General features: G+C 65.8%; 14 protein-coding genes. 5 read left to right on the forward strand and 9 right to left on the reverse strand.

What is annotated here, in order from left to right; all coding sequences use genetic code 11:
• Positions 1-117 precede the first annotated feature (117 nt).
• Positions 118-1,254: a peptidoglycan recognition family protein gene (locus NTY77_10160; GenBank protein MCX5795846.1), complete on the forward strand. Its 1,137-nt coding sequence runs from the start codon at positions 118-120 to the stop codon at positions 1,252-1,254.
• Positions 1,251-1,862 carry a hypothetical protein gene (locus NTY77_10165; GenBank protein ID MCX5795847.1) on the forward strand — a complete coding sequence of 204 codons (612 nt, stop codon included), beginning with the start codon at positions 1,251-1,253 and terminating at the stop codon, positions 1,860-1,862. The genes NTY77_10160 and NTY77_10165 overlap by 4 nt, the downstream gene beginning before the upstream one ends.
• Before the next feature lie 9 nt (positions 1,863-1,871).
• On the opposite strand, the gene pepT is transcribed toward NTY77_10165, so the two are convergent.
• The 5 genes from pepT to NTY77_10190 form a co-directional block, all read right to left on the reverse strand.
• On the reverse strand, positions 1,872-3,131 hold the full coding sequence (gene pepT / locus NTY77_10170; protein MCX5795848.1) for a peptidase T: 1,260 nt from the start codon (positions 3,129-3,131) through the stop codon (positions 1,872-1,874).
• A 74-nt stretch (positions 3,132-3,205) separates the two neighbouring features.
• Entirely contained in the window at positions 3,206-3,469 is a 264-nt protein-coding gene (locus tag NTY77_10175) for a hypothetical protein (protein ID MCX5795849.1), read from the reverse strand.
• Entirely contained in the window at positions 3,466-4,956 is a 1,491-nt protein-coding gene (locus NTY77_10180; protein MCX5795850.1) for a S41 family peptidase, read from the reverse strand. The genes NTY77_10175 and NTY77_10180 overlap by 4 nt, the downstream gene beginning before the upstream one ends.
• Before the next feature lie 77 nt (positions 4,957-5,033).
• Positions 5,034-5,693: a class II aldolase/adducin family protein gene (locus NTY77_10185; protein MCX5795851.1), complete on the reverse strand. Its 660-nt coding sequence runs from the start codon at positions 5,691-5,693 to the stop codon at positions 5,034-5,036.
• 19 nt (positions 5,694-5,712) lie between these two features.
• Entirely contained in the window at positions 5,713-7,533 is a 1,821-nt protein-coding gene (locus NTY77_10190; protein ID MCX5795852.1) for a tetratricopeptide repeat protein, read from the reverse strand.
• A gap of 497 nt (positions 7,534-8,030) precedes the next feature.
• On the opposite strand from NTY77_10190, the gene NTY77_10195 reads away from it, so the two are divergent.
• From NTY77_10195 to NTY77_10205, 3 genes are read left to right on the forward strand one after another with little or no spacing between them, the layout of a single operon-like run.
• On the forward strand, positions 8,031-8,588 hold the full coding sequence (locus tag NTY77_10195; protein MCX5795853.1) for an RNA polymerase sigma factor: 558 nt from the start codon (positions 8,031-8,033) through the stop codon (positions 8,586-8,588).
• A 43-nt stretch (positions 8,589-8,631) separates the two neighbouring features.
• Positions 8,632-9,216, forward strand: a complete 585-nt coding sequence (locus NTY77_10200) for a zf-HC2 domain-containing protein (GenBank protein MCX5795854.1) — start codon at positions 8,632-8,634, stop codon at positions 9,214-9,216.
• A complete protein-coding gene (locus NTY77_10205) occupies positions 9,213-10,367 on the forward strand; it encodes a polymer-forming cytoskeletal protein (protein MCX5795855.1) in 1,155 nt (384 codons plus the stop codon). The genes NTY77_10200 and NTY77_10205 overlap by 4 nt, the downstream gene beginning before the upstream one ends.
• Before the next feature lie 284 nt (positions 10,368-10,651).
• Here NTY77_10205 and NTY77_10210 read toward each other — a convergent pair whose 3' ends face one another.
• From NTY77_10210 to NTY77_10225, 4 genes are read right to left on the reverse strand one after another with little or no spacing between them, the layout of a single operon-like run.
• Positions 10,652-11,377, reverse strand: a complete 726-nt coding sequence (locus NTY77_10210) for a hypothetical protein (protein MCX5795856.1) — start codon at positions 11,375-11,377, stop codon at positions 10,652-10,654.
• A gap of 13 nt (positions 11,378-11,390) precedes the next feature.
• Positions 11,391-13,358: a hypothetical protein gene (locus NTY77_10215; protein ID MCX5795857.1), complete on the reverse strand. Its 1,968-nt coding sequence runs from the start codon at positions 13,356-13,358 to the stop codon at positions 11,391-11,393.
• 15 nt (positions 13,359-13,373) lie between these two features.
• Positions 13,374-14,582, reverse strand: coding sequence for a phospholipase D-like domain-containing protein (locus NTY77_10220; protein ID MCX5795858.1), 1,209 nt, complete (start codon positions 14,580-14,582; stop codon positions 13,374-13,376).
• Between the two features lie 17 nt (positions 14,583-14,599).
• Positions 14,600-15,502 carry a DUF1460 domain-containing protein gene (locus tag NTY77_10225; GenBank protein MCX5795859.1) on the reverse strand — a complete coding sequence of 301 codons (903 nt, stop codon included), beginning with the start codon at positions 15,500-15,502 and terminating at the stop codon, positions 14,600-14,602.
• Positions 15,503-15,512: the final 10 nt, after the last annotated feature.

Consider the following 15,512-nt stretch of genomic DNA (forward strand, 5'->3'; position numbering starts at 1 on the left):
GGGGAACTAAAACGCTCCTGGGCCGTATTATAGGTGATGGGTCTTAAGGTCCAGATCCCAGGGGGCCCTTGGACCCAAGTCCGGAAGGCCTTTGAAAGATATCATATGAGCAGTCAGATGAAGATACTCCTTGCCGCCTCATTGGCGGCCTGGCTCGCCCTCCCTGCCCAAGCTCTAGAGGTCGGCAGGGGCGTCGATTTCAGCGATTTCGCGATGAAGAAGCGCGCGGCCTTGCCGGCCCAGCCCGGTCCCGACGGCGTCGTGTGGGAGTCCGGCGCGAGCGAGCCGGTCGCGGCGGATTTCAAGGCCTTGCTCTTCCAGGGCATAGCCAGCCGGCCCGGGCTGCTCTTCGAGGCGTCCATCAAGAGCGGCCCGGACTGGGGCCCCTGGGCCGCGGCGGAGGGGGAGCGCTTCAAGAGCGGCCGCTTCTGGGCTAAAGCGGCCGTGTCCGGCAAGAAGGGCGACCTCGTGCGCTTGCGGGCCAAGTCCAGAGGGGCCGGCTCGCCGGGCTGGATAGAATTCTTCGGCCTGGACGCCTCGGCCATGGAGGAGGAGGACGGAGGTTCTTCCTCCGCGTCGTTTCAGCCCCTGGGGACCCTTCCGGTCGCCGCCGACGCCGGGCTCAAGCCCGACGTCCAGCCGCGCTCGGCTTGGAGCGCCAAGCCCGCCACCAAGCCCTACGAGCCCATGCTTCCCGACCGCATCACCGTGCACCATACGGAATCCGGACAGCCCATGGGCCGCGAGGCCGCCATCGACGAGCTGCAGGCCATCCAGAGCTTCCATCAGCACGGCCGGGGCTGGATCGACATCGGCTACCATTTCATCATCGACGGCAACGGCCAGATCTGGGAGGGACGGCCGATGACGGTGATCGGCGCCCACGTCAAGGACAAGAACGACGGCAACGTGGGCATCTCGCTGATGGGCGACTTCCATAAGCCCAAGTACCAGAAGCCCACCGCGGCGCAGTTCAAATCCTTGACCGCGCTGGCGCGCTGGCTCTCCGCGACCTATGGCATCCCGGCGGACCGCATCCTGGGCCACCGCGACCAGGAGCAGACGACCTGCCCGGGAGACATCCTCTACGCGCGCCTGGGCGAGCTGCGCAAGGCCGTGGCCGCGCCGGCCGTCCCCTTGATCGCCCAGCAGCCCCATACCGGAGCGGCCCAGGCCAAGGTCGCCTCCATGCCGGTCTTCGACCTCGAGCCCGGCGGCCTGCAGGCCATGTTCGACGGAGAGCTGTCGCCATGACCCGAGCTGTCCTGCTCTTCTGCGTCCTGATCGGCGCGGCTCCCGCCGGGGCCTCAGGTCTGCCCGAGTTCGAGGCGCCTCTGGCCGAGCTGCGCGCCGCGGTCCGCTCCCAGCCGCTTGCGCTGGGGGGGGCCTTGAAGGCCAGGCCCAGGCCCGCCCCGAAGGGCCCCGAGCGCGTGAGCGACCCCGAGACCTGGGCCAGGATGCTCGAGCGCGCCCGCCGCAACCCCACCTTGACGCAGGACCTGCGCGTGGGAGACACCGATTACAAGGTCTTCGTGGCGGTCTCCGAATCGGTGGTCCCGGGGCAGGAGTGCGCGGCGGGCTTCCAGCCGCGCAACGCGCTCTACGTTTCCCAGGCCGTCAGCGGACCGGGAAACGCGGTCTATCCGGTGCGCCTGGTCTCGGACTGCGTGGGGCCGGCCCTCACTTTGCAGCTTTTCGCTTTGGACGCGGACGCCGCGGGCTTCATCGCGGACAGCGCGCTCTACGACCCGGCGAAGGGAAAGCCCTTGGACCCCAGCCGGGATCGATTGAGCCCGGCCCAAGTCGACCGCTTCTACGCCTACCTGACCGGGATGGTCCGCCTCTTCGCCGGCGGCCAGTAAGCCCGGCCGCTACTGGCGGCTCTTCTCCACCCAGACCTGGACCAGGTTGACCGCGGTGGCCAGCGCCGTCTCCATGCCGTGCAAAGAGAGCCATTCCCTCTTGCTGTGGGCGCCTACGCCCCCGGTCCAGATGTTGGGCGTGGGCAGGCCCATCTCGGTCAGGCGCGAGCCGTCCGTGCCGCCCCGGATGGGGGACCACTTGGGCTGCAGGCCGGCGCGCTTGACCGCCTCGAAGAGCGTGTCGAGGACCAGCGGGTTCTGCTCCAGGATGGGGCCCATGTTGCGGTACTGCTCGGTGACCTTGACCTCGATCTTGGCCTTGGGGAAGAGCTTCTGGACCTCGGCCGCGATGTCCTCCAGCCTCTTCTTCAGGACGGCGAGGCCTTCGGTCTTGAAGTCCCGGAAGAGCACCTTGAGCGTGGCCTTGCCCACCCCGCCTTCGATGATGTAGGGGTGCATGTAGGGCTGGTAGCCGTCCGTGGTCTCGGGGGAGACGTCCTTGGGCGTGCGCGCCACGATCTCGCAGAGCACCCGCGTGGCGTTGACCATGACGTTCTTGGCCATGCCGGGGTGGATGTCCCGGCCGGTGACGGTCACGACCGCGCTGTCGGCGCTGAAGGTCTCCTTGTTGAGCTCGCCCGCCTTCTCTCCGTCGATGGTGTAGGCGGCCTGGGCGCCGAAGGCCTTGAGGTCGAAGAACTTGGTGCCCGAGCCGACCTCCTCGTCCGGGGTGAAGGCGATGCGGATGTCGCCGTGGAGGATCTTGGGGTTGCTCAGCAGGGTCTCGGCCAAAGACATGATGACGGCCACGCCGGCCTTGTCGTCGGCGCCGAGCAGCGTGGTCCCGTCCGTGGTCACCACGGTCTTGCCGACGCAGTCCTTGAGCTCCGGGTTCTCGTCGGCCTTGATGACGATGGAGGCGTCGCCGGGGAGGATGATGTCGCCGCCCGGGTAGGTGATGACCTGGGGTTTGACCCCGGCGCCCGTGACCTCGGGCGAGGTGTCCACGTGCGCGATGAGCCCGACCACGGGGACCTTGCCGTAGGCTTTGTCGGATTTCGGGAGGTTGGCCGGGATGGTGGCGAAGACATAGCCGTGCTCGTCGAGCTTGGCGTCCTTGACTCCGAGGTCTTTGAGCTCGCTGACCAGCATCCGGGAGAGGTCGAGCTGCTTGGCGGTGCTGGGATAATCCTCGACGTCGTCCTTGGATTGGGTGTCTACGGCCACGTAGCGCACGAAGCGGTCCAGCAAGGTCTCGGTCTTTACCATGGCTCCTCCAATAGGGAACGGTGAGCCAGTTTACCTCTGTGGAGGGCGGCCTGGCAAGGAGGGTCCGGAGGAACTCAGCCGGTCTTGGGCTTCTTGGCCTTTTCCAGGGACTTCTTGACCGCCTTCTTGATGTCCTCGGGCAGGCCTTCGCCCCGTTCGAAGTCCTTGGCCTTCTCGATCTTCTCGACAGGGAAATCCTCAGGCTTGCGCTTCTCGTTGAAGGTCTCCGGGACGGGTGCCATGGAGCGGGCCTCCTGGGGCTTGCCCTTGCAGGTGCAGGCCGCCGGCCCCAGCAGCAGGGGCCAGGCGGCCAGCAGCCAGTATCCGGCTCTTCTCACTTGGAAAGCAGTTCCAGGCCCTTGCTCAAGACCGGGTCGGCCACGGGGGCGCCGTCCGGGGACGCTCCCTGGATCTCGCGGTAGAGTTGCTTCATGACTGCCGCTTCCTGGTCCTCGGTGAGGACGATGAGATGGTCGGGGATGACGCCGCCGGTATCCTTGACCTTCTCCTTGGTCACGGGGTCGTGCTGGGCGTCGATGCTGCGGTCGCGAGGGGTGTACCAGCGGCCGATGGTGAGCTTGAGCGCCCGGCCTTGCTGGTCGGGCAGGACGGTCTGCATGGTGCCCTTGCCGTAGGAGCGGCTGCCCACGATGACCGGGCCGCGCACGTCCTGGATGGCTCCGGCCAGGATCTCGCTGGCCGAGGCCGAGCCGCCGTTGACCAGCACCACGACCGGCATGTCGAGGAAGCGTCCGTCGCCGTCGGCTACGGTGGAGTACATCACCTGGCCCTGGCGCTTGAAGCTGACGATGGTCTGCTGGTCCTTCACGAACTCGGATACCAGCGAGGAGACGGAGTCGACCGTGCCGCCGGGGTTGCCGCGCACGTCGATGATGAGCTTTTTGGCGCCCTTCTCCTTGAGCTGGCCGATGGCCGCGATCATCTCTTTGTCGCAGTCCGGGCTGAACTGGCCGAGATAGATGTAGCCGATGTCCGCAGCCGCCATCTTGGCGTAGACGTTGCGGGTGCTGACCTGGCCCCGGACGATGCGGACAGGAGGCAAAGTCTGCCCTGCGCGCTGGACCTGGACGTTCACCGGCACGCCCTCCTTGCCGAGGGTCTTCTTGATGACCTGCTCGGAGGTGCTCACGGCGGTGCCGTCCACGTTGACGATCTTGTCGCCGGCCTTCAAGCCCGCCTTCTCCGCCGGGCCTCCGGGGACGAGCATGTCGATGGTCCCGTCCGGCTTGAGGATGGCGCCGATGCCCACGAAAGAGTTGGTCATGGAGTCCTGGAAGCGCTTGAACTCCTCCTTGGTCCAGTACACGGAGAAGGGGTCGAGCATCTTGCCGGTCGCGACCTTGATCATGGCGCTGACCGTGCTGTCCCAGTTCTTGGTCTTGGAGAACTCCCTGGCCGCGGTCATGTTCATGTCCGCGATGGCCTTGTCCCAGACCTCCTTGGGGATGGTGTCCACGTAGTTCTGGTCGATGGTGACGCAGTTGGCGATGAGCCGCATCACGTCCGCCTCGCTCAGGGTCAGCTGCCTGGAGCCGCGCGGCAAGGTGACGGCTTCCGCCGCGACCATGCCCTGGAGCAGGGTTTCCATCTGCTCCTTGGTCAAAGTGGGTGGCGGGAGCTGGCTGGGGTCCTGGTACTGGGGATTGGGGACCTGCTTGAAGCCGGCCTGGATGATGACCGGCGCGCCCATGCCGGCGGAGGGGACGTCCATGGGATGCGCGCGCACCATGTCCATGAGGCTCTGCGCCGCGGCGAGCTGCGGGGCGAGGGCGAGGATGAGTGCCAGCTTGAATGTTCTGTTCATGCTATCAGGATAGGATATCGTAGAGCATCCCGCATGGGGCTATGGGGAGGGCCTGGGGCTAGGTCTTTCGGTCCGGCCTACGGCCTTTGGCCGGCCGCCCGGTAGCGGACGGCGGCTTCGTTGAGGCGCCTCAGCTCGTCCGGGGACAGCAGGTTCTGCTTGCCGGCGATCAAGGTTCCCAGGACGATCTCGGCGAAGTGCTCCACGAGCTCCATCTTGCCGTGGGCGTCGAAGAGGTCGGGGCCGTAGGTCACCACGCCGTGGTTGCCCATGAGGATTGCGCTGTGGTGCGGCACGAGGTAGGCCAAGGCCGCGGCCAGGTCCGGGGTCCCGGGGGTGCCGTACTTGGCCAGGGGCACGGAGCCTAAAGCCTGGGAGAACTCGCTGGCGATGGGCTGGTCCAGGGCGATGCCGGCGCAGGCGAAGGCCGTGGCCTTGGGCGGATGGGCGTGGACCACGGCTCTGACGTCCGGACGCAGCCGGTAGATGAGCAGGTGCATCTGCTTCTCCGAGGAGGCGTTCTTGCGGCCGAAGCGGTGCTGGCCCTGGGGCGAGATGACGGCCAGGTCCTCGGGCTTCATGTCGCCCTTGGAGACCCCGGTGGGCGTCATGAGGATGCGGCAGTCGTCAAGGCGCACGGAGAGGTTCCCGGAGGTGGCGGGGCAGAAGCCTTTCTCGAATAGGAGCCGGCCGAATTTGACGAGGTCGGCGCGGTGCTGGGCGTCGGTCTTGACCATCCGTGACAAGTCTACCAAATCATCTTGTTCTATGGGCCCCTAAATGCCGCAGGAGCGCGGATAATTGGTCACGAGCTTGTTGGGAGGAGGGATCCTGCTTGAGGATCTGCTGATAAGGGTAGACGGCCTCATCGAACTTGCCCTCCTGCATCAGCGCCGCGCCCCAGTTGTAATAGGCCAAAACCAGACTGGGGTCTATGTTCAGGGCCTTTTTGTATTTGCCGATCCCCTCTTCTACTTTCCCCTGTTTGACCAGCGCTGCGCCCCAATTTATGAAAGCCAGAGCGTTATTAGGATTCGCATGCGACGCTTCTTCAAATGCGCGGATGGATCCATCGAGCTTCCCCTGGTTATACAGGATGATGCCCGCATTAAAGCGCGCGAACATGTAATACGGGCTGGCGGAGGGGATCATCCGATATTCAGAGACAGCTTGATCCAATAGGCCTTGACGGCCGAGCGTATTGCCCAGGTTGTACCGCGCTTCCGCGAAATGCGGATCGAGTATAAGAGCCTCTTTGAATCGCGTGATGGCATCCGCTGGTGTTTTTTCCATCACCGCGGAGCCTAGATTGAAATGAGCCGTCGCATTCGTCGGATCGACCGACAAGGAGTATCGCCACAGGCTCTCCGAATCATGCCAGACTGCCGTTTGTCTCCAGCAGAGGCAGCCTGATATGACCACCAGCAGCCCAGCGGCGGTCAAGCCACAGCTTCTATGCCACGAGTCGTTTTTTCTGGCCAGTATAGACGCCAAGCATCCCCCGGCTAGCGCGGCCCAGCCCAGGCAGGAAAGATACGTGTATCGATCCGCTGTGATCTGTGGTCCGAATTGGACCAGACCAAGGACCGGCAGTAGGGTCACGACATAGAAGCCCCACAAGACGATCCCCGCTCTCCAGCGGTGGCGGAGCAAAATGAGGCCGCCGCTGATAGCCAATACCAGCAGCGCACTCAGCGTGAACGGCCAATAAAGAAGATCGATCCGGTGCGGCATCCGATACAATGGCACAAGATGGATGGGAAACAGCGTCTTGCCAAGGTAAAAGATCAGACCATAACCGGATTGCGCCAGGCGTTGGCCCAGTCCGTAGTCATGCAAAGAGGTCACGACGCCGGATCGATCCTGGGCGATATATCCAACCGCTCCCAATATCAGGGCCAGCAGGAAAAAGGGGACTTTCTCAAGCAGTATGGCTCGTTTCGCCGGTTCCAACCATGCTCGCGCATCCCAGCCTAGACGCTCCAGGGGGTAGATGTCCAGAAGAATCAGCGTCAGCGGGATGCTGATCCCTATGCCCTTGGACAAGAGCGACAAGGGAAAAACCGCTATCGCCAGGGCTAGCCAGAGTCTGCGGCTGCCCTGCCCTCCGGAACCGGATTGCGCTTTTAAATAGGCGATGAGAGTCAGCAGATAGAAGAAACCCGAAAGCACGTCGCCGCGTTCGCTTATCCATGCGGCCGACTCCACTCGCAAGGGATGCACCCCAAAGAGGAGCGCAGAGAAACCCGCCGCAAGCCGCAACATCCCGACCTTTGTCTGAGGCATGACCAGTCTAAGCAGACCTAGGCTCAATAGGTAGAACAAAGCGGCATTCGCCGCATGCAAGAGCAGGCTGGTCAGATGATAGCCGGTTGGATTGAGGCCCCAGAGCCTATGATCCAGCGCGTAGGTCACATAGGACAGCGGCTGATATTTGCCTCCATAGAAGGTCCCGAACATCTGCTGGATATTGCTCCAAGAAAGCGCGCGGAAATCTTTCGTCCCTAGTATGATCTTGTCATCGTCGAAATTCACGAAGCCCGCCTTGAGGGCCGGGAGGAAGGCTGCTGCCGTCAACAGGCAGACCAAGACCGGAATCAGCGGGGAGAATGCCGCGGACCCGTCGCTCGTGGGCGCTGGGTCTGCTGTGCGTGGATCGTCCTTGTGTCGTGCCATGCGCGTGCGTAATTGTACCACAGGAGCGTTCCGCGCATGTATCCGATGAAACTTCGGCACATGGCATAAAACTGTGAATTCAAACGGCATCCTGGGCTGACTTATCCACCAACTTAGCCCAGGGACGAGTCGGTGGATAAGTCCCGGAATAGGAGCCTGCCGGGACTATGGCCGAGCGCGAGGACCTCAAACGAACGCGCGCCCGCAGGGCGCGCGGAACCGCCCCCGAAGGGGGCGGAGCCGTTGCCATTGTTGCGTAACGGGGCTTTTGCGGGCTTCGTGCCCGCGACTCCGACGCGCAACAGCGCGCCGGAGTGCCAGGACGGATCAGCGGCCTTTCATAAAATCCTGTCATGAGCCGAAACTTCCCGACCGGATTTTTCGTAAGCTTTAGCAGGATGGAATCCAAGACCGACCGGGACCTGGTGCTGGCCTGCCTGGTGGGCGAGGCCGCGGCCTTCGAGGCCCTGCTGGGCCGCTATCAGGTGCGGGTCTTCAGCTTCATCCTGAGGCTGGCCGGCAACGCCTCCGACGCCGAGGACCTCTGCCAGGAGACCTTCCTCAAAGCCTTCGACAACCTGGAGGCTTACGACCAGCAGCGGCCTTTGGGATCCTGGCTGCTGGGCATCGCGCACAATACGGCGGTGGATTTCCTGCGCTCCCGCAAGGCCGCGGTGTCCTTGGATGACGAGGCCGACGCGCTGGAGCTCGGCGACCCGGGGCAGTCCGTGGAGGGGGCGGCGCAGGCGGCCTGGGATCAGCAGACCATGGAGCGGCTGATGGCGGAGCTGCCTGCGCTCTATCGGGAGGCTGTGGTCCTGCGCCACAACGAGGGCCTCGACTATGCGAGCCTGGCCGAAGTCCTCCAGATCCCCGAGGGCACGGCGAAGATCCGCCTGTTCCGGGGCCGGGAGCTTCTGCGCCGGAGACTCGCGGCGCTGGGCTACGGGGCATGAAACTTTTGGCGCGGTTCATCCGTATACCTTGATGAGGCAAGCCATGGACTGCAGACAAGCGGCGTTTAAGATGCAGGAGCTGCTAGACCGGGCGCTGGCCGCCGATGAGGAGGAGCTCCTGCGCGCGCATCTGGCCGCCTGCGCCGCCTGCGGCCGCGCCTTCAGGACGTTCGCCGCTGTGGCGAGGTCCTTGGCCGGGCTGCCCGCCTACAGCCTGGCTCCGGAGTCCCGGGCGCGGATCTTGGCGGCCTGGGCCGCGCGGCGCCGGAGCAAGACCTGGCTGCTTTGGACTTCGGCCGCGGCGCTGGCTTTCGTCTCCTGCGGCCTGGCCTCCGGCTTGTGGCTCTTGGACCGCAGCCTGACTTTGCAGAACGGCATGGCCGCCCTGGACCTGTTCCGGCAGCCGGAGCTGGCCTGGGGCATGCTGCGCCTGCAGCTCATGGACAAGTGCGTCGTCCTGGGCCAGTGGTGGTCGGCCGAGGCGGCTTGGCTGAGGCCCTCCTTGCTGGGCCTGACCGGGGGCACGGCTTTGACCTTGGTCCTATTCGCCGTCATGGCTTCCATACTCTTGGTGATCTCGCTCATCGACCGGGTGCGCCCGGAGCCGCAACTAGGGAGGTATTTATGAACTTCGATCGCAGCGCGCGCGGCGCTTGTCTGGCGGCTTTGGCCTTGGCGGCCTCGGCCGCGCTGCCGGCCCCGTCCTGGGCCCGGCACCGGACCAGCTTCAACGTGGAGGCCAGGAACACGCGCCAGGGCGACGTCCTGGTCCCCAAGGGCGAGACCTTGCGCGAGAACCTGGCCGCCACCGGCGCCATCGTCGTCGACGGCGTGGTGGACGGAGACTGCGTGTCCTTGGGCGGCGCGGTCACCATCAACGGCGAGGTGCGCGGCGACGTGGCCGCTCTGGGAGGCCCCGCCGACGTGTCCGGCACGGTCAACGGCGACCTGGCGGTCATGGGCGGACCGCTGCACATCTCCGGCACGGTGCGCGGCGACGCCGCGGACATGGGCGGGGACGTGACCTTGGACCCCAAGGCCGAAGTGGACGGCGACCTGTCCTTGCTGGGCGGCAAGCTGCACAAGGCCGACGGGGCGGTGATCAAGGGGACGGTCAGCCTGACGGACCTGGGCTTGGCCAAGACTCTCATGCCTTTGGCGAGCTCGCTGCGCTACGCCCCGAAGCTGGCCGAGAGGCTCTCGCCCTTCAAGCGCGTCCTGGAGTTCGTCATGTTCCTGATCTTCGCGGCCGGCATGGGCCTGATGACCGTGCTCTTGACGGTGTTCCTGCCCAAGCAGGTCGAGGCCACGGCCGCGCTGATGAAGGCCGATTTCTGGAAGACGGCCGGGGTCGGGGCTTTGGTCGTCATGCTCACCTTCCCGGGCTTGCTCTTGATGGTGGTGTCCGTCCTGGGCATCCCGCTCATCCCGGTGGCGATACTCGTCTATTGCGCCGCCATCGTGATGTCCATGGCCGCCTGCGGCCTGGTTCTGACCGGCCGCTTCTGCGAGGTGCGCCAGATGCCGGCGCCTCCGACTTTGGCCGGAGCGGCGCTGGGCTATGGCCTGCTGGTGGGTCTCATGGTCGTGGGCAAGTTCCTGCAGATCTTCGGCTCCGCCGGGGTCTTGCTGGGCGGCATATTCGTGGTGGCCAACCTCGTCGTGCTCTCCTGCGGCGTGGTCGTGGGCCTGGGAGCGATCTGGCTGACGCGCATGGGCACCAAGCCACGGACGCCGGCGGCGGCGCTGGCTCCGGCCGCGCCCGTCCCGCACCCCTAGCCGGGGGCTGTACCAGCCCTTTACGAGCGGGCGAGCGACAGCTCGCCCGCAACCGCCCCGCGCACCTGTCCGTAAGGAAAGCGCGCAGGTACCTTGCGTCCCTGGCGTTCTCCTTAACGCACGGCAGCGGGGCAGAAGAACCTCTCCGGCTGGTCGGTGGTCGAGCGGAGAATGGCGCCTTCGGCGCGACTGGCGAGCCTTCGGCTCGCCAGTTCTAGGACGGGCTGTGTCCGGACATAGTGGTCATGCGACCTTGGGGCTCTTCCCGGTCCGTCTGCGCCCTGCTAGGGCAGTGCTCTCTCGGGAGCGCGCCAGAGCGTCTTGGGCGGGACCGGCTCGGAGTAGAACACCAGCTGGCCGCCCTCGACCTTCATGCCGTAGAGGACGCCGTTGACGCCCAGGAACCACTGGATCTCTTTCTGCACGTCCGCGAGCTTGTTGTAGTTGACCATCAGCTGGCCCTGCGCATCCTCGCGGATCAGCGAGACCGAGCCGGGCACGAGGCCGCCGTCCTCGTAGAGTACCGCGTATTCCACGGGCGTGAAGAGCACGTGCTCGGCGAGCTCGTAGGTCCGGCGCAGCAAGGCCGCCACCGAGACATCGGCTTGCGGCGTCTGCGGCTGGGCCGCGGGATAGGCGCGGATCATCCAGTCCTTCACGGCGAAATGATAGGCCTCCACCGGGAATGCTTCGTCGAGCCCCTGCTCCAGGTCCGCGACTGGGTGGGCCGCGGCTCGGCTGCCCTGGCGGAATTTGACCCAGAGGTCGGCCTGAGGATCGAGACCGAGGCTGAAGCCGATGTCGCCTCGGCCGACCTGGCGCGATTCGGCGGCGCGGTCGGCCTGGGAGACGATCTCCTGGAGCGGAATGCGCAGGACTTCCCTGGGGGCGGGTTGGGCGGCCAAAGGCGCTAGGGCCGGGGCGGCTGAGGGCGGCGGGGCAACGCGGCCGTCCACGCCGGCGAGCTGCGCGGAGAGGAGCAAGGCTTGGAAAGCGCTGATGGGTTCCATGAGCCGATTATAGCTAAATGGAGGGTTTCTTGGCGGCGCCAAGGATGGCGTGGATCGCGGACAGGGCTTCTCTGTCCCGCGGCCCCGGCGACCGCATGAACCGCTCGGCGTACTGCCGGGCGTAGAGCTTGGTGTTCTCATCAAGGTAGGGCTCCATGCCCGAGAAGGCGAGCTGGGCGCCATAGCGGCTGCCCTCAAGCACAGCTGCGGCGCGCCGGCGCCCTTGCGGCGTCAACGCGGCCCCGATCTGCGCGAGGAACCCGCGCGCCTCCTGGGCCAGCACGGGGTCGCTGGTGTCCAGGAGATTGAACGCCAGACCGGCGAAAAGCTCCTCCCGATGCTCGTCAGGCAGGAAGAAATAGACCCGCAATCCATGGCCGTACTCCGCGACGCTCAAGAAGCGGCCGGGACCGAAGCAATCGCGCACCTCCTGCGGCTCGACGCCCCAGAGCGCGCGAAAACTGTCCTGGACGGCTTTGTCGTCCAGCAAGTCGGAGAGCGCGTAGACGGGGAGGCCGTGGCGCATCACGTCTTGCAGAAAAGCGTGGAAGTTGGCCAAGGCCTGCGGCTTGGGCGCGGCACGCAAGAAATATTCCAGCGCCCAATTGGAGCGCTTGGAGAACTGGGTCAGGTACACCTTGGAGTTGGGAAAGCCGAAGCCGGAGGTGACGACCCAAGAGGTCGGGACCGTGTGAGCCTTGACGAACAAAGCCTGGCGATAGCCGGAGTTGTTCTCGATGCGGCCTTGGGGGGAGATCCCGGTCTTGAGATTCCACCCGCCCATCGCCAACGCCAGGCACAGCCCCAGGCCCAACTGCCTGTTGCGGCTGGCTCCGGCTGCTCCCGCCAAGAGCTTCGCCCAGAACAAGCCGGCCAGCGCGAGGAACGCGAACGCCGGCGGGCCCCAAAGGAATACCCCTCCCCCCCAGAAGCAGTCCAAAAGGGCAAAAGACGAGCCCAAGAGCGCCAACAGGGCCGCGGCTCGTCGTTGGTCCGCCTCCAACCTGGGCCAGGAGGCTTTGGCGGCGGCGGCCAGCGCCGCCAAGAGGCCGGCGCCGGCCAGCGCGGCGCCGAGGCCTTGAGCCGGCGAGAAGACCAGCGAACCGCTCAGCTGTTGCAGCGCCGTTTCAACCCGCGACCAGGGCCGAAGACCGCCTCTGAAGAAAAAATCCCACAGCAGCGAGCCCCAGCTTCCCGTCCCGGGCGTCGCCCGGAACTCGGTCGCCGCCAGCAGAAAAGACAGCAGCGAAGCGGGCCCCCGGATGTGGAAAGCCGCGGCGTACACGGCGGCGATTCCCAAGCAGGCTGCCAGCAGAGCGCCGAAGAACGCCGCGCGCCTTCCCTGCGGCGCCGCGAACCATAGCGCCGCGGCCGCCAGGGGCAGCAGAGCGGCATTGGCCGCGTGAAACAGGACCGCCGCGGCGAAGATCGCCGACAAGCCCGCGACCCGGCGTGGGCGCGGGTCTTCGACGACCTCCAAGGCCGCCCACCCCGTCGCCAAGGCGCCGACGGTCATGATGAGGTAGACCTGGCCTTCCGCGGCACGGCCCCAGAAGACGTAGGAGAGCCCGAGGCAGACGGCGCAGACCCCGGAGACCGCGGCGTCCCGCGTCAGCCGCAGGAGCAGGCGGTAATAGAGCCACACGCCCAGCGTCCCGAGCACGGCGTTGACCTTCTGGACGAGCTCATAGCCTGCCACGGGGTGGCCGGCCGCCACCAAGAGGTCGCGCAGTCCCAGCATGACCGGCATGAAGAGCAGATGCCTGCGGTTGAGCAAGGCCAACGCCAGGTTGGGCACGTGCCTTTCGATGACGAAGGAGAACATGACGCCATCGAAAACGTATATCTTGTCGGGGAAGGCGAGGTAGAGGCAAAGCAGGATGAGCAGCGCCGAGGCGATGAGCTTTGTGGTCTGTCTCTCCTCGGCCTTTCGGCTGGGCTCGACCGGCAGAGCCGGGCCGCGACCGTGCGAGCGTGCCATCGGGATGGCGCTGGCCTATTTGCGCGGCTTGGGGTAATCCTTGCCGATGTCGAGGGCCTCGGTGTAGCTGGAGGTCCAGAGCTGGTCGTGGACCGCCGCGGCTTCCTTGGCCAGGGCCTCGTCCTTGACCACGACCTCCAGGTTGCGGGAGTCGTCGAGATAACCGCCGCTCCAGTTGCTGGTGCCCAGCCACAGAGTCTTGCCGTCCACCGTCATGAACTTGGAGTGGACCGTGCGCGAGAAGGGGATGGTCCCTTCGGCGGCCTCGGGGATGGTGATGATGCGGATCTCGACGTTGGGCAGCAGCGAGAGGCTCTTCAAGTGGTCGATGCCGGGCTTTTCCATGTTCCAGTGCGAGACCAGGAGCTTGACCTTGACCCCGCGAACCGCCGCGTCGCGCAGGGCGTTGTCGATGGGGGGGTAGAAGCGGCGCGGCCGGGAGAAGCTCAGGGGCTCGTAATCGAGCAAAGTGACGGCGATCTCGTTCTGGGCCGTGCCGATCAGCCGCGGCAGCTCGGTCTGGGAGTCTCCCACCCCCGGCGGGTCGAAGGACCAGGGGCTGGCCACCAAGTAGGCGCGGCGGTCCGTGGCCGCGGGCTGCGGCTTTTTGGCCAAAGGCGTCACGGGCTTGCCGGCCGCAGCCAGGGCCTGCGCCTTCCAGTCCTGCTCGAAGATGGCCCGCATGCCTTTGACGATGCTCTCGTCGCTGACCAGAAGTCCCATCTCGTGGATGTGCTTGAGCGAGCGCCAGTCGAAGTTCTGCGAGCCCACGTAGCCGGTCTTGCCGTCGAAGACCATGTACTTGGCGTGGATGATGCCGCTTCCGGCCGGGTTGACCTTGGCCCATTCGATGACGCGCAGCTCCAGGTTGGGGATGGCCTTGAGGCGGTCGAGGCCCTCGGGAGTGGTGGCGCCGCTCTTCTGCACCAGGAAGCGGATCTTGACCCCGCGCGCGCCGGCCGCGGCCAGGGCGGAGAAGACCGCGTCGATGGGCTCGGGCTTGGTGGAGACCGCGACGTAGAACTGGGCGATGTCGATGGTCTTCCGGGCCGCGGCGATGGCCTCGGGCCAGACCTCGGCGGCGCGGCGCAGCTCCGGCCGCTCCAAGGTCGTCTCGACCGGATAGCTGTAGACCAGCTCGAAGCCGGGCACGGTGAAGGCGGCGCGGGCCGCGTTCGCCGCGCCGCAGAGGATCAGGACGGCCAGGATTCTCGGGATTCTCATATGGGAACGCTCCTTGATCAGCGGGCGAGGATCTGCTCCAGGTTCACGCCGACGACTTTCCAGGCAGCGTTGTCGTAGCGCGAGAAGAACTTGTCAGCGGGCTGCTCCTCCATCGTCTTGCCGTAGGCGGCGTGGCGCACGAAGCGCTTGCCGTCCTTGGCCACGATGAGCATCTGGTGCGTGATGGCCTGGGGCTTGTCCGGCAGGTCCTCGCGGACGAGGTTGGCGACCGTGCCGGAAGGGATCCGGTCCATGACTTGCGCAAGCGCGGCCAGGGGCACGTAGGTTATGGTGGAGACCTCGTCTTGGAATTGCGCGCCCAGCTCCCGCATGCGCTTGAGCTTGGCCTCCAGCTCCGGCTTGGGCAGGTCGGAGAAGCCCTTGATGTCGTTGAAGGTGTGGGTGAGGTACCAGGCGCGCTTGGAGATGCGCTTGTGCATCACCATGGCCCGGCCGCCGGCCACGTCGCGGGTGATGTCTTTGAGGAAGCCCGCGGCTTCGTTGTTGACCCTCCAGTCCGTCTCCGGGAAATGGTTGCGCGTCTCGTATGAGACCTGGCCGTCCCGGTAGCGGATCTTCTGCAGGAGCGCCTTGGCCCGGTCCAGGTCGCTCTCCCAGGACAGCGCCATCGCCTCCTCGACGAAGGTCGTGCAGTCCAGCGACCGGAAGCTGTACGTGGGGCTGTGGTCGAACTCGCCGTTCGGACCTTCGCCCATGGGCCCCAGGTTATAAGGGATCCCCAGGAAGGCCGCGCTCACGGCCTCGAAGCGCTCCGGCCAATCCGGATGGGACTTATGGATGGCGCGCAGGGCCTGGGCGATCTCCGGCTCGGAGAGGTCCTTGAAGCGGGGCTCCGCCTGGGGCGAGGCCGCCCAAGAGGAGGCGGCCAAGCCCAGGCAGCAGAACGTCAGAAAGGACATCGACGCCGGC

Source organism: Elusimicrobiota bacterium (genome assembly GCA_026388095.1).
In the GTDB taxonomy this organism is placed as follows: Bacteria; Elusimicrobiota; Elusimicrobia; order UBA1565; family UBA9628; genus UBA9628.

Excerpts from the sequence above, each read along its gene's own strand:
- NTY77_10210 (MCX5795856.1), bottom strand. The coding sequence starts at position 11,377 with ATGGAACCCATCAGCGCTTTCCAAGCCTTGCTCCTCTCCGCGCAGCTC.
- NTY77_10165 (MCX5795847.1), top strand. The coding sequence starts at position 1,251 with ATGACCCGAGCTGTCCTGCTCTTCTGCGTCCTGATCGGCGCGGCTCCC.
- NTY77_10180 (MCX5795850.1), bottom strand. The coding sequence starts at position 4,956 with ATGAACAGAACATTCAAGCTGGCACTCATCCTCGCCCTCGCCCCGCAG.
- NTY77_10205 (MCX5795855.1), top strand. The coding sequence starts at position 9,213 with ATGAACTTCGATCGCAGCGCGCGCGGCGCTTGTCTGGCGGCTTTGGCC.
- pepT (MCX5795848.1), bottom strand. The coding sequence starts at position 3,131 with ATGGTAAAGACCGAGACCTTGCTGGACCGCTTCGTGCGCTACGTGGCC.
- NTY77_10160 (MCX5795846.1), top strand. The coding sequence starts at position 118 with ATGAAGATACTCCTTGCCGCCTCATTGGCGGCCTGGCTCGCCCTCCCT.
- NTY77_10185 (MCX5795851.1), bottom strand. The coding sequence starts at position 5,693 with ATGGTCAAGACCGACGCCCAGCACCGCGCCGACCTCGTCAAATTCGGC.
- NTY77_10220 (MCX5795858.1), bottom strand. The coding sequence starts at position 14,582 with ATGAGAATCCCGAGAATCCTGGCCGTCCTGATCCTCTGCGGCGCGGCG.
- NTY77_10195 (MCX5795853.1), top strand. The coding sequence starts at position 8,031 with ATGGAATCCAAGACCGACCGGGACCTGGTGCTGGCCTGCCTGGTGGGC.
- NTY77_10225 (MCX5795859.1), bottom strand. The coding sequence starts at position 15,502 with ATGTCCTTTCTGACGTTCTGCTGCCTGGGCTTGGCCGCCTCCTCTTGG.
- NTY77_10215 (MCX5795857.1), bottom strand. The coding sequence starts at position 13,358 with ATGGCACGCTCGCACGGTCGCGGCCCGGCTCTGCCGGTCGAGCCCAGC.
- NTY77_10200 (MCX5795854.1), top strand. The coding sequence starts at position 8,632 with ATGGACTGCAGACAAGCGGCGTTTAAGATGCAGGAGCTGCTAGACCGG.